The 12,728-nt window shown below is 65.6% G+C and carries 8 protein-coding genes, 1 other RNA gene and 1 pseudogene; 8 read left to right on the forward strand and 2 right to left on the reverse strand.

What is annotated here, in order from left to right:
- Positions 1-291: 291 nt before the first annotated feature.
- Positions 292-1,245, reverse strand: a complete 954-nt coding sequence (locus tag AC3WOS_RS10635) for a MerR family transcriptional regulator (RefSeq protein WP_492715910.1) — start codon at positions 1,243-1,245, stop codon at positions 292-294.
- A gap of 1,272 nt (positions 1,246-2,517) precedes the next feature.
- On the opposite strand from AC3WOS_RS10635, the gene AC3WOS_RS10640 reads away from it, so the two are divergent.
- Both AC3WOS_RS10640 and AC3WOS_RS10645 read left to right on the forward strand, forming a co-directional pair.
- Positions 2,518-3,555, forward strand: coding sequence for a porin (locus AC3WOS_RS10640; RefSeq protein WP_492715911.1), 1,038 nt, complete (start codon positions 2,518-2,520; stop codon positions 3,553-3,555).
- A gap of 155 nt (positions 3,556-3,710) precedes the next feature.
- Positions 3,711-4,328, forward strand: a complete 618-nt coding sequence (locus AC3WOS_RS10645; protein WP_492715912.1) for a hypothetical protein — start codon at positions 3,711-3,713, stop codon at positions 4,326-4,328.
- 40 nt (positions 4,329-4,368) lie between these two features.
- Here the strand turns inward: AC3WOS_RS10645 and AC3WOS_RS10650 are convergent, their stop codons facing one another.
- Complete coding sequence (locus AC3WOS_RS10650; protein WP_492715913.1) at positions 4,369-6,072, reverse strand: thiamine pyrophosphate-binding protein; 1,704 nt, start codon at positions 6,070-6,072, stop codon at positions 4,369-4,371.
- 154 nt (positions 6,073-6,226) lie between these two features.
- Between AC3WOS_RS10650 and rnpB the strand changes: the two genes are divergently transcribed.
- From rnpB to mraZ, 6 genes and pseudogenes are all read left to right on the forward strand, one after another.
- An RNA gene (rnpB, locus tag AC3WOS_RS10655) (RNase P RNA component class A) lies at positions 6,227-6,570 on the forward strand.
- Between the two features lie 77 nt (positions 6,571-6,647).
- Complete coding sequence (gene glpK, locus AC3WOS_RS10660; protein ID WP_492715914.1) at positions 6,648-8,138, forward strand: glycerol kinase GlpK; 1,491 nt, start codon at positions 6,648-6,650, stop codon at positions 8,136-8,138.
- 146 nt (positions 8,139-8,284) lie between these two features.
- On the forward strand, positions 8,285-9,100 hold the full coding sequence (locus tag AC3WOS_RS10665; RefSeq protein WP_492715915.1) for a PAS domain-containing protein: 816 nt from the start codon (positions 8,285-8,287) through the stop codon (positions 9,098-9,100).
- 251 nt (positions 9,101-9,351) lie between these two features.
- A pseudogene (locus AC3WOS_RS10670) lies at positions 9,352-11,253 on the forward strand (collagenase); the annotation flags it as partial.
- Between the two features lie 96 nt (positions 11,254-11,349).
- Positions 11,350-11,589 (forward strand): PPC domain-containing protein, encoded by a 240-nt coding sequence (locus AC3WOS_RS10675; RefSeq protein WP_492716023.1) that lies wholly within the window; start codon positions 11,350-11,352, stop codon positions 11,587-11,589.
- Positions 11,590-12,292: 703 nt separating this feature from the next.
- Complete coding sequence (mraZ, locus tag AC3WOS_RS10680) at positions 12,293-12,721, forward strand: division/cell wall cluster transcriptional repressor MraZ (RefSeq protein ID WP_182154269.1); 429 nt, start codon at positions 12,293-12,295, stop codon at positions 12,719-12,721.
- Positions 12,722-12,728 lie beyond the last annotated feature (7 nt).

The raw sequence follows: 12,728 nt of genomic DNA on the forward strand, positions 1-12,728 counted from the left end.
GTGCGGTGACGGGCGGAGTGGCGGGAACGGCGGGTTTTTTCTTGAAGAAACTAAACATGGATGTGTGATTGAAGGCGCTTCAAGCGGATGGCCGGCGGCGCCGGACACAAGGAATCGCGGTATTTTACCAGAGCGCGGGGCGGGGCGGCCGGCCCGCGGTGCCGGAATGGCAAGCGCGGCATGGCGCGGCCGGCATGGCCGGGCGTGGCCATGCCTGGGGCGGCGGTGGCGGCGGCGACTGCCCGGCCGGCGTCGGCAGGACGTGGACCGGGGCCGGCCGGCGCAGCGCGCTCAGCCGGCGCGCACGCTGTGGCGGGGGTGGCGCTGGCGCCATTCGCCGATGGCGTGGCCGATGTCGGCCAGGTTGAGCACCCGCACGAATTTGGGATTGCGCCGCCGCAAGGCCGCGTTATTGCCGCCGGCCCACAGTTCCGTCGTCTCGGGCAGGCGCTGGTGCAGTTCCGACAGGCTGTCCAAGGCCTGGCGCGGATTCATCGATGTGGAGAACGACAGGGCCACGATGTCGCCCTGCAGCACGCGGGTGGCGTCCACCACTTCCAGCAGCGGCGTCTGCACCCCCAGCGACACGCAATAGGCGCCCTCGACCACGCACATGGCTTCGGCCATCAGCAAGCCCAGGCTGTGGCGGTCCTGGGGCAGCGTGGTCAGGATGATGCGCGGCGCGCCGATACTGGCCGCGTTCGCTTGCGGGACGGAAAAGATGGCGCTGCGCATCACCATCTTCAGCGTTTCCGTGTACAGGTGTTCCTCGAACACGGCCAGCTGGCCCCTGGCCCACGCCTCGCCCACCAGCCGGGTCAGCGGCGCCACCAGGTCGATCACGAAGCTCTTCAGGCCCATCACCAGCAGCGCCTGCGACAGGCGGCGGCGCAGCGCATCCATGTCGTGCGCCTTGCACAGCTCCAGCAACTGTTGCTGCTCGGGGTGGGGTTGGGCCAGGATGGGGCCCGGATGGATGGCGCGCTCGGCCATGGCCTGCAATTCCTCGGCGCTGTAGCCGATCACCTTGCCGGGCCGGAAGCCCAGGTCGATCAGGCGCTTGATCAGGCGCAGCTTGCGCACCTGTTCCACCGGGTAGATCCGCTCGCCGTGGGCGTCGCGCGCCGGTTGCGGAAAGTCATAGCGCCGTTCCCACACCCGCAAGGTTTCCTTGGCCACGCCGGTATCGCGCTCGACGTCGCTGATGGTGCTCGAAACGGGCAAAGTAGGGGCGTTAGTTTTCATCAGCTGGTGCGGCTACGGGCAATCGGGTAGACGCGAGTGTTTGCACATGGTTTGGGTGCCGAGTACGGGCATCGGTTCGGTATCGGGTTGGCGCCGCCGGCAGCTTGACCGGTACGGCGCGACCTGCATTCTATACTCGTTTCAGGCAACAAAGTGCCCGAAACCCCCCCATGTCCATACCCCACTTATCCACAGTATAAGGCCTTGTCCACGACACACTGTTGACATAGAGAACTAATTTCAAAAATACTGTAAATGCTCCAGATTTGCCATGGACAAAAAAGATGGCAAGCGGGTGAAAAATGATCAAGAAAGTTGTTGCAAAGCATACATGGCGCGGCCCGCCGGGTGGCCGCTGCGGGCGCCGCGGCGGGCCGGCAACCTTGGCCGTGGCGCGCCGGCCGCCGGCCACCGGTGGCGTCAATTGTTAAATTTGCGCCCCGGCCTGGCGCGCCGGCGGGCAAGCCTGCCGTGCCGGTCCGGGCCGGCGCCGGCATGAGGCCGATTCATGTTGGTGATGGGCGGCAGCGGGGACGTGCGGCCCGGAGCGGCCGGTTTCTGTCGCCTTCGGACAACAAGTAGCAATTGCTTACAAATTGCTGCTGCGTCGCAGCAGGTGGGCGCCCGCACAAAATTTAGTTCATTTATCGCCTATCTTCACTATGAATACAGGCGGCGCAGCCGATGTTTTTCTGTGGAAACTGCCAAACATTCTCCGGGCTGGGCAGCATCTACGCACTTGGTATAAGTGTGGCGCGTCCGGGTTCGGTATAAAATACAGTCTGAAATAGCAATGTAGCTATTTTTACTTAGTCCGACACTGATGCATTTTTTTATGCAGGCAGCAACAGGCGGCCTGGTTTGCAGGGCGCCGCACCAAGTTCATCCGTGCGGATTTGACAAGTTAGTGGGCTGTGTCGGCAGAATATATTGCGATGCGGTAAAATATTGTAGATTTGAAAATTTATGACAGTGACATGACGGATTTTCCCTCCGGGTGGGTCTGGCATGAGAATTTTTACACTTGATGGATAGTCAAAGCGTCAGTATAGTGCCGCCTCCGGTGCCAGAAGCACCGCGATAAAGCCGGCATCGATTAAATCGGCCGCAACTAAATGTGAACGCGTCCGGCAACAAGGACAGCAACGTGGCAGCTGGGGAGTATGCCCTCACGCATAAACCGACGCCCCAACCGGCGCCGACAAGCACCGAATTTAAGGCGTAGCACTAGCTTTACCTTTTTACCCGCAACACAACTGAAGGAAACAAGTAATGAAAAAATCTCTTATCTCCATCGCAATCCTGGGCGCAATGAGCAACGTTGCCTTCGCACAGTCGAACGTCACGATCTACGGTACCGTTGATGCCGGCATCGTGAGTGAGCGTGGTGGTGCGGCTGGTTCCGTCACCAAAGTGACCTCGGGCGTGGCTTCCGCTTCGCGTCTGGGCTTCAAGGGCACCGAAGATCTGGGCGGCGGTCTGAGCGCCGTGTTCGTCCTGGAATCGGGCCTCAAGACCGACACCGGCGCCTCCGACGTGGCCGGTTCGATCGCTAACCGTCAATCGTACGTTGGTCTGGTGTCGAAAGAAGCCGGCGCCGTGACCCTGGGCCGTCAGTACACCCCGTACTACGAGACCCTGCGCGACGTGGCTGACCCATTCGCCCTGGGCCTGGCCGGTACCGCCAAGAACCTGTTCCCAGCCGCTGGCGACCAGACCCGCAACAGCAACGCCATCGTGTACAAGACCCCATCGCTGGGTGGCGTGCAAGCTGCCGTGTCGTACGCTGCTGGCGAAAAAAATGGCAACAACACCGCTGGCCGTCAAATCGGTACCTCGGTGGGCTACTCGAACGGTCCTCTGAACGCGAGCTTCGCTTACAACAGCCGCAATAACGACCTGAGCGGTCCTGTTGCCAGCACCGACATGGGCCACACCGCCCTGCTGGCCGTGAACTACGACTTCCACGTTGCCAAGGCCTTCTTCGCCTACGGCCGTGACAAGGGTCTGCTGACCGCGACCGCGCCATCGATCGACAGCAACGAATACCTGCTGGGCGCGACCGCACCCGTGGGCGCTGCCGGCACCCTGATGGCTTCGTTCATCCGCAAGAACGACAAGCTGGCCGCTAACCAGGATGCAGATCAGTGGGCCATCGGCTACTCGCACGCTCTGTCGAAGCGCACCAGCACCTACGTTGCTTACGCTAAGATCAAGAACAAGAACGGCGCCTTCTACACTGTTGGCAACAACACCGAAACCGGCACCGGCGACAAGGCTTTCAACATCGGCCTGAAGCACAACTTCTAATCGGGTTCCAGGCTTAGGCCTGGCTTGATATGAGGTAACACATCGGCTGCGTTCGCGCAGCCGATGTGCGTTTACGGGGCCCCTTGCGCGGCCCCATCGCCGCCGGCGTCCGCCAGGCGGTAGAATGACCCGTCCCGACCGTCCCTATACCGACCATGATGCCATCCCGAACCGCCGGCCGCGCCGCCCTGGCCTGTCTGATACTGCTCGCTTCCTGCGCCGCGCTGGCCGCGCCCAAGGTGGCGCGCCGTCCGGTCGCCACCTTGCCCCGTTATGGCATGGTGGTGTTCTCCGACCTGTGCCTGCACGCCGACAGCGGCGAATTCGGCGGCCAGCGCATCACGCTGCAGCGCTTCGCGGAAGTCGATACGGTGCTGTACGAGTACACGGCCGGTGGCCTGAGCTGGCCGGTGGTGGCCAGCGACGTCAACATCGATCCCCGTGGCCGCCAGCTCTATTTCGTCGTCACGCCGCCGGGCGAGGACGAGCGCACCATCAGCGGCAAGCTGTCCGACGATGGCACGGCCCTGGTGCTCGACAGCGCCTACTGCGAGGATGGTTCGGTGCCGATGCGCCTGCCCAAGGTGGTCGATTTCGGCCGCAAGCCGGGCGCTTGCCATCGCTGTCCCGCGCCCAAGGGCAAGCCGGCCGCGCCGCAGTCCGCCCCCGAGCCGGAAGACGGCACGGCGCCCATGCTCGAGAACCCGGACCAGAAGGGCGCGCCCAAGCGCCAGCCCGGCGCCGCCGAGCCGTTGCCGGGCACCCAGGCTTGAGCCGAGGGCCGCATCAAACGCGGCGCCCTCGACCCGCCAGTTACTTGGCCGCCCGCGCGGCCAGCGCCCCGGCGCGGATGGCGGCCAGCGTCGCGCCCGGCGTGATCAGGTCGCCGTCGTAGCGCAGCTCGATCACGGCCGGCAGCCGCTTGCCGCGCGTATGCTCGAGCGCCCGTTCCAGGGCGGGCCCGAACTGGGCCGTCTCCGTCACCGTCTCGCCGTGCGCGCCGTAGGCCCTGGCCAGGGCCGCGAAGTCCGGATTGTGCAGCACCGTGCCCGACACGCGGCCCGGATAGCTGCGCTCCTGGTGCATGCGGATGGTGCCGAACATGCCGTTGTTGAACACGATGATCACTACCCCGGCCTTGTACTGCACGGCCGTGGCCAGCTCCTGCCCGTTCATCATGTACTCGCCGTCGCCGGCGAAGGTGATCACGGTGCGTTCGGGCGCCACGATCTTGGCCGCCACGCCCGACGGCACGCTGTAGCCCATGGCGCCGCTGGTGGGCGCGAGCTGGGTGCGCATGCCGCCGTAGCGGTAGAAGCGGTGGGCCCAGGTGGCGTAATTGCCCGCGCCGTTGGTGATGATGGTGTCGGCCGGGGCGATGGCGCGGATCTGCTGCACCACCTGCCACAGGTCGAGCGGCGCCTGGCCGTCCTTGAAGATGGGCGGCTGCTCCTGGTAGGCCAGCAGTTCGGCCCTGGCTTCGGCCACGCCGGCGCGCCAGGCGCCCGCGTCCACCGGCGCCATGGCCGCCAGCATGGCGCACGCCTGCGGCATGCCGCTGTTGATCATCAGCGCGGCCTGGTACACGCTGCCCAGCTCCTCGGTGTCGGCATGGATGTGGATCAGCTGCTGCGTCGGCACGGGCGATGCCAGCAGGGTATAGCCGCTGGTGGTCATCTCGCCCAGGCGCGGGCCGATGGCCACAATCACGTCCGCCTCGCGCACGCGCGCGGCCAGCTTGGGGTTGATGCCGATGCCGACGTCGCCCACGTAGTTGGGGTGGGCGTTGTCGAGCAGGTCCTGGAAGCGGAAGGCGCAGGCCACGGGCAGCGCGTTGGCTTCGGCAAAGGCGCGCAGGTCGGCGCAGGCCTGGGCGTCCCAGCCGCCGCCGCCCAGCAGCACCAGCGGCCGTTTGGCCGCGGCCAGCATGGCGCGTACCTGCCCGATCTGGCCGGCCGACGGCGAGGCCTGCACCGGCCGGTAGCGGGCCGTGTCGGCCACGGCCGCCACGCTGGTCAGCATGTCTTCCGGCAGGGCCAGCACCACCGGGCCCGGGCGGCCGCTGGTGGCTACCTGGAAGGCGCGCGCCAGGTATTCGGGAATGCGGTCGGCGCGGTCGATCTGGGCCACCCACTTGGCCATCTGGCCGTACATGCGGCGGTAGTCGATCTCCTGGAACGCTTCGCGGTCGGTGAAGTCGTTGCCGACCTGGCCGATGAACAGGATCATGGGCGACGAATCCTGGTAGGCCGTATGCACGCCGATCGAGGCATTGGTGGCGCCCGGCCCGCGCGTGACGAAGCAGATGCCGGGCTTGCCGGTCAGCTTGCCGTAGGCGTCGGCCATGAAGGCGGCGCCGCCTTCCTGGCGGGCGATGATGAAGCGGATGTCGGAGTCGTGCAGTGCGTCCAGTACGTCCAGATAGCTTTCACCGGGCACGCCAAAAGCGGTGTCGACACCGTGGATCTTCAGGGCGTCGACCAGGATCTGGCCGCCGGTGCGGGAGGGATGGGTCATGGTATAACCTTCACTTGGGGGCGAGCGGGATGGTCGCCGGCAGCCCCATTCTAAGACGCTGCGCAGGGGCCGGCTTTTCTAATGGCGACACCAAATTTCAGATTTGGCGGCCGGCGCTACCCTGCGCAGGGCCGGGCGCGGTACAATACGCGCTGAAGCAAGCCAGACAGCCGCTGGCCGGTGCGTAATGCCCGGCGGGAGGAAGGTCCGGACTCCATAGAGCGGGGTGACGGTTAACGGCCGTCCGCTGAAAGCCGCAAGCGCAAGCCCAAGGTATAAGGCGAGGAATAGGGCCACAGAGACGAGCGTATTAAGTTACGGTGAAACGCGGTAACCTCCACCTGGTGCAATTCCAAATAGGCACGCGATGATGCTGCTCGCGGAGCGTGCGGGTAGGAAGCTTGAGCGCCGGAGTAATCCGGCGCCTAGAGGAATGGCTGTCATAGCGCAGGTTCGCCTGCGCCGTAACAAAATCCGGCCTATCGGCTTGCTTCAACTGAATTCTGTTGTTTAACACTGCGGCCGCCCGCTGGTTCATACGCATGCCCGATGCGGCGACGCCAGGGGATTTGCCGATGACTCAATACATACTGGCCCTGGACCAGGGCACCACCAGTTCGCGCGCCATCCTGTTCGACCATCGCGGCCAGATCTGCGCCAGCGCGGCCCAGGAATTCCCCCAGCACTATCCCCAGCCTGGCTGGGTCGAACACGATCCCAACGAAATCTGGAACAGCCAGCTGACCGTGGCCCGCAAGGTGCTGCACGAGCTGCAGGTCGACAGTGCCCACGTGCGCGCCATCGGCATCGCCAACCAGCGCGAGACCACCGTCGTATGGGACCGCAAGTCGGGCGAGCCGATCGCGCCGGCCATCGTCTGGCAGGACCGCCGCACGGCCGACTACTGCGCCCAGCTGCGCGCGGCCGGCAAGGCCGGGCTGGTGGCCGACGTCACGGGCCTGGAGCTGGACGCCTATTTTTCCGCCACCAAGCTCAAATGGCTGCTCGACCACGTGCCCGGCGCGCGCGAGCGGGCCCGCCACGGCGCGCTCGCCTTCGGCACCATCGACAGCTGGCTGGCCTACAAGCTGACGGGGCGCCACGTGACGGACGTCAGCAACGCCGCCCGCACCATGCTGTTCAACATCCACCTGATGCGCTGGGACCAGGACATGCTGGACCTGTTCGACATTCCCGAGCAGATGCTGCCGCAGGTGGTGTCGTCCAGCGAGGAGATCGGCAGCACGCGCGCGTCCCTGTTCGGCGGCGCCATCCCCGTGGCCGGCATCGCCGGCGACCAGCAGGCCGCCACCTTCGGCCAGGCCTGCCACCAGCCGGGCATGGTCAAGAACACCTACGGCACCGGATGCTTCATGCTGATGCATGCGGGCCGCCACCCCGTCGTGTCGCACAACCGGCTGCTGTCGACGGTGGGCTGGCGGCTCGACGGCCGCACCGACTACCTGCTCGAAGGCAGCGTCTTCATGGGCGGCGCCACCGTGCAGTGGCTGCGCGACGGCTTGGGCATCATCGGCCAGTCGCATGAAGTGGAGGCGCTGGCGGCCAGCGTGCCCGACAGCGGGGGCGTCTACATGGTGCCGGCCTTCGTCGGCCTGGGCGCGCCGCACTGGGACCCGTACGCGCGCGGCACCGTCGTCGGCCTCACGCGCGGCAGCAACAAGGGCCACATCGCGCGCGCGGCGCTGGAGGCGATCGCCTTCCAGAGCGCCGAACTGCTGGCGGCCATGCAGAAGGATGCGGCCATCCCGCTGACGGAACTGCGCGCCGATGGCGGCGCCGCCCGCAACGACCTGCTGATGCAATTCCAAGCCGATTTGCTGGGCGTGCCCGTGGTGCGGCCCCAGGTGACGGAAACGACGGCCCTGGGCGCGGCCTACCTGGCCGGCCTGGCCGTGGGCTTCTGGGACACCCAGGAAGAGATCACGGCCCAGTGGCAGTGCGAGCGCCGCTTCCTGCCGCGCATGGGCGCCGACCAGCGAACCGCGCTGCTGGCCCAGTGGGCGCGCGCCGTCGAGCGTTCGCGCCACTGGGAAACGCCGGCCTGAAGAACGGTGTGCGGTGGGCGCGCGCGGCATACCGCCGCGCTGGGCGCCTGCGGTGCGCACCATTGTGTCTCCCCTTGAGGTAATATTTGAAACATTTCAAATAAAGCACGCCGGCTCCGGCCGGCACATGGGCGGGGAGGCGGGCAATGGCAAACGCAACGGCAAACGCAACGGGCGGGGCCGGGCAGGGCGCGTGCTGGCGCAGCGTGGAACTGGCCGCGATCGAAACCCTGTTCGACGCCCTCAGCGACGTCGCGTTCTTCGTCAAGGATCGCGATGGCCGCTACCTGGCCGTCAACCACACGCTGGTGCGGCGCTGCGGCCTGCGCAGCAAGCAGGAACTGGTCGGCAAGACGGTGCTGGAAGTGCATCCGCGCCACCTGGCCCACACCTATATGGCGCAGGACCGGCATGTGATCGAGGCCGGCTGCGCCATCAAGCAGCACCTGGAGCTGCACCTCTACCCCAACCGCCGCCATGGCTGGTGCCTGACCCACAAGACCCCGCTGCGCGACGACGGCGGCGCCATCGTCGGCCTGGTGGGCACCTCGCACGACCTGGGCCTGGCCGACGAACAGCATCCCGTCTACCGCCAGATCGCCAGCATCGCCCAGCATATCCGCGAGCATTACCGCCAGCCCCTGTGCCTGGAGCAGCTGGCCCGTGACGCGGGCCTGTCGCTGGCGCGGGTGGAGCGCCTGTTCCAGCGCGTGTTCCACTACAGCCCGCGCCAGCTGTTGCTGCAATCGCGTCTGAACGGCGCGCTGGCCCTGCTGGCGGCCGACGACGCGTGCAGCATCGCCGACATCGCCAGCGCCTGCGGCTACACGGACCACAGCGCCTTCAGCCGCCAGTTCAAGGCGTTGACGGGCCTGACGCCGGTGCAGTACCGGACCCGCTTGCGTGGGGGCGGTGCGCCGGCCGCCGCGCCTGCCGGCCTGCTGGCCGGACTGGCGCCCTGACTGGCGCCCTGATTGGCGCCGACCGTCGCTGACTGTCGTTTTTCCGCCCGCTGCGGCGCAACGGCTGTGCCGTTCCCGTCAGCCATCCCGTCTAAATAGAGCGAACCGTCGCTTCCTGCTCCAGCGGCTGCAAATAAGGCAACCTTATCAGGATAGTATTTCCTTGCCCCCGCAGTCCGGCCGCGCCCGCGGTCCGGCGGGTGCCTTCCCACCCAACGATAAGCGATCACCTGAATAAAGGAGTGGTAGACATGTCTTTTTCCCGTAAAACCCTGTACCTGGCCAGCGTGACGGCCGCCTGCCTTGCCGCCTTCCACGCGCAGGCGGCCACGCCGCCGGCCGACGAACAGGACAGTCTCCGGCAGGCACCCATGCCGCACCAGCGCCAGAGCCTGCCGCCCTCGGCCGAGCAATCACGCTACAACCTGCCGCCCTCCAGCCGGCCCCGCAACGACCTGCTGCCGCGCCACCAGCGCAACAGCGTGGCCGCGCCCCTGGCCGACGATTGCAGCGACCTCAACAAGCTGGCCGGCTACAGCGGCGCCGCCCTGGCCGACTACCTGGCCGGCCTGCCCAATTACGAATGCACCTACGGCCTGTTCTCGGCCGCCCCCGAGCTGGCCGCCCGCATCTATTCCGGCGCCAACTTCAGCGCCGTGGCCAGCCGTTTCGCCCAGGAGGCGGCCAATTACAGCGCGGCCGGCATGGCGCTGGTGAACCTGACCTTGTACCTGCGGGCCGGCTACTACCAGGCCAGCGGCGGCGCCATCGCCGAGCCGGCCGCCACGCTGACGTCGGCCCTGCGTCCGCCGCTGCGCCAGCTCACGGACGGCAACGCCCTGTTCCGCCCCAACAGCGTGGCCACCAGCACGGCCGCCGAAGTGCTCAAGCTGATCACCAACATGCATGACGAGGCTTACTACCTGCCCAGCATGAAAGCCCTGGTGCAGCGCTATACCAACACGGCGGCCCAGCCCAAGGCGGCCGACGGCCTGCGCGACGCGACGGCCGGCAACGGCTTCACGGGCGTGCTGACGGTGCTGTTCTACGCCCACGGCCGCCCGGACGGCCTGGCGCTGCTGCAAAGCGACATGAGCTATCCCACGGCCCTGTACAACTTCGTCAGTGGCAACAAGGCCGACCTGCTGGGCAGCGCCGTCGGCTACCAGCTCAACGACGCGGCCAACGAAGCGTTCCGCTTCATGCAGTATCCGGAGTTGAAGGCGGGCGTCAAACCCATGGTGCAGGCCACGCTGGCCGGCAGCAGCATGACGGGTCCGGACAGCGACCTGTGGCTGGCCGCCGCCAGCGCCGTCAAGTACTACGACAACGCCAACTGCGCCCAGTACGGCACCTGCGACTACACCAGCCAGCTGGCCGACGCCGTGCTCAAGGTCCGGCGCGATTGCAGCCCCACGCTGCACATCCGGGCCCAGGACATGACGGACGACCAGATGCGGCAGTCGTGCGACCTGCTGGCGCGCGAGGAGGGCTACGCCCATGCCATGCTGCAGACCAAACGCCTCCCCGTCGCCAACGACTACAACACGTCGCTGGAACTGGTGGTGTTCGACGACTACACCAACTACAGCAAGTACGCCGGCGTCCTCTACGGCATCAGCACCAACAACGGCGGCATGTACCTGGAAGGCGAGCCGTCCAATCCGTCCAACCAGGCCCGCTTCATCGCCCATGAAGCGTCCTGGCTGCGGCCCGTGTTCCAGGTCTGGAACCTGGAGCACGAGTACGTGCATTACCTTGACGGCCGCTTCGACATGGGGGGCGATTTCGGCGCCGCCACCACCAGGCCCACCGTCTGGTGGATAGAGGGCATCGCCGAATACCTGTCGCTCAAGAATAACAACCAGGCCGCCATCGACATGGCCCGCAGCGGCAGCTACCGCCTCAGCACCATCTTCGGCAACACCTACGACATGAACGACTACGTCAACCGCGCCTACCGCTGGGGCTACATGGCGACCCGCTTCATGGTTGAACGCCACCGTCCCGTCATCGACACCATGCTGGGCAAGTTCCGCGTGGGCGACTACGACGGCTACCAGCAGATGATGGCCGGCATCGGCGCCGGCTACGACGACGAATTCGCCGCCTGGAGCGCCACCGCCAGCACGGCCGGCGAACCGCCCATGCCGCAGCCGGCGCTGCCCGTGTGCGCCTCGCCCGTCTACCTGGGCCAGAACTGCGCCATCGTCAACCTGGCCGCCTCCAGCCAGGCCTACGCCTACATCATGCTGCCGGCCGGCGCCACCAACGTGCACCTGGCCACCAGCGGCGGCAGCGGCGACGTCGACCTGTACGTGGCGCTGGACCGCTACCCGACGGCCACCTCGTATGACGTGGCCTCGGCCGGCAGCGGCAACGCGGAAAGCGTGACGCTGGCGCCGCCCGTCAGCGGCCACTGGTACTACGTGCTGCTCAAGGCCAGGCAGCCGTTCAGCGGCGTGAGCCTGAGCGCCACCTACGATTGAGGCGGCGCCGGCCCCGCGCGCGCAGCTGTGCGCGGGGCCGTTTACGGATTCCGTATAATGGCGTTTGTAGCGTGGGTGGCGTGCCCACGGCGCCTGGCTTGCATGACAATGTTGTCTATACAAGTCAGTGACTGCCGCCATGTCATCTGCTTAAATAATGGGCAACAAACCGTGGTATCGATAGTGCAGTGTTGAAGGTCTCCCAATCCGCGTAATTGCGCTCCAGGCGCGACAGGCTGGTCATTCTCTCCAAAATCCACACTTTATTTCCCCGGCTTGCAGCCAGCCCCAGTCAGCCATCCGGCCTGTTGCCGGATCGCTACTAGTATGTTGGCGTTTGGCAACTGTATGCATTTCATTTAATTATTTTCATCCAACATTTCCTGCCCTCGGGCAGGGGGAAAAACCCGTGCGCAGATGAGGTAGCACATTCACAATCTTCTATAAGTATCTAATTTCTCAATACATTTTTATGCGAGCTCGCTTCAAGGAAGTACGCTAAGTCCTTAATTTCATTAATAAAATCCCTGTTTCGCTTGGGCGAAAGCGCTTGACCACCCATCTTCCATCCTCTAAAGTGGGCATCTGTGTGAAAAAGTGTCTTTTTGTGGGATTTTCCACCCGACTTAGCGGCGGGGGGAGATGCGGCGAAGGACGGCGTTTTCCGCTCCGCTAATCAATCAGAGGTCAAAAGGTAACCCCCGTGTTTCAAGGCGCGTCCGCAATCAGTCTCGATGCCAAAGGCAGGATGTCCATCCCTGCCAAGCACCGTGACGCGCTGGCCATCCAGTGCGAAGGCCGCCTCACGCTGACCAAACACCCGGACGGCTGCCTGCTGTTCTTTCCCCGCCCCGTGTGGGAAAACCACCGCGAACAGATCGCCGCCTGGCCCATGTCGGCCCGGGCCTGGCAACGCATCTTCCTCGGCAACGCCTGCGACGTCGAACTCGACAGCGCCGGCCGTGTGCTCATTTCGCCCGAACTGCGCAACGCCGTGGGGCTGTCGCGCGAGATCATGATGATCGGCATGGGCAGCCATTTTGAAATCTGGGATGCCGCCAAACTGGCGGAAAAAGAGCAGCAGGCGATCGAAGCCGGCACTCCCGATGTCCTCGCCAACTTCTCTTTCTAAGGCTCCG

The organism is Rugamonas sp. FW305-51 (assembly GCF_058786935.1).

Excerpts from the sequence above, each read along its gene's own strand:
- AC3WOS_RS10675 (WP_492716023.1), top strand. The coding sequence starts at position 11,350 with ATGCTGCCGGCCGGCGCCACCAACGTGCACCTGGCCACCAGCGGCGGC.
- AC3WOS_RS10650 (WP_492715913.1), bottom strand. The coding sequence starts at position 6,072 with ATGACCCATCCCTCCCGCACCGGCGGCCAGATCCTGGTCGACGCCCTG.
- glpK (WP_492715914.1), top strand. The coding sequence starts at position 6,648 with ATGACTCAATACATACTGGCCCTGGACCAGGGCACCACCAGTTCGCGC.
- AC3WOS_RS10640 (WP_492715911.1), top strand. The coding sequence starts at position 2,518 with ATGAAAAAATCTCTTATCTCCATCGCAATCCTGGGCGCAATGAGCAAC.
- AC3WOS_RS10665 (WP_492715915.1), top strand. The coding sequence starts at position 8,285 with ATGGCAAACGCAACGGCAAACGCAACGGGCGGGGCCGGGCAGGGCGCG.
- AC3WOS_RS10645 (WP_492715912.1), top strand. The coding sequence starts at position 3,711 with ATGATGCCATCCCGAACCGCCGGCCGCGCCGCCCTGGCCTGTCTGATA.
- AC3WOS_RS10635 (WP_492715910.1), bottom strand. The coding sequence starts at position 1,245 with ATGAAAACTAACGCCCCTACTTTGCCCGTTTCGAGCACCATCAGCGAC.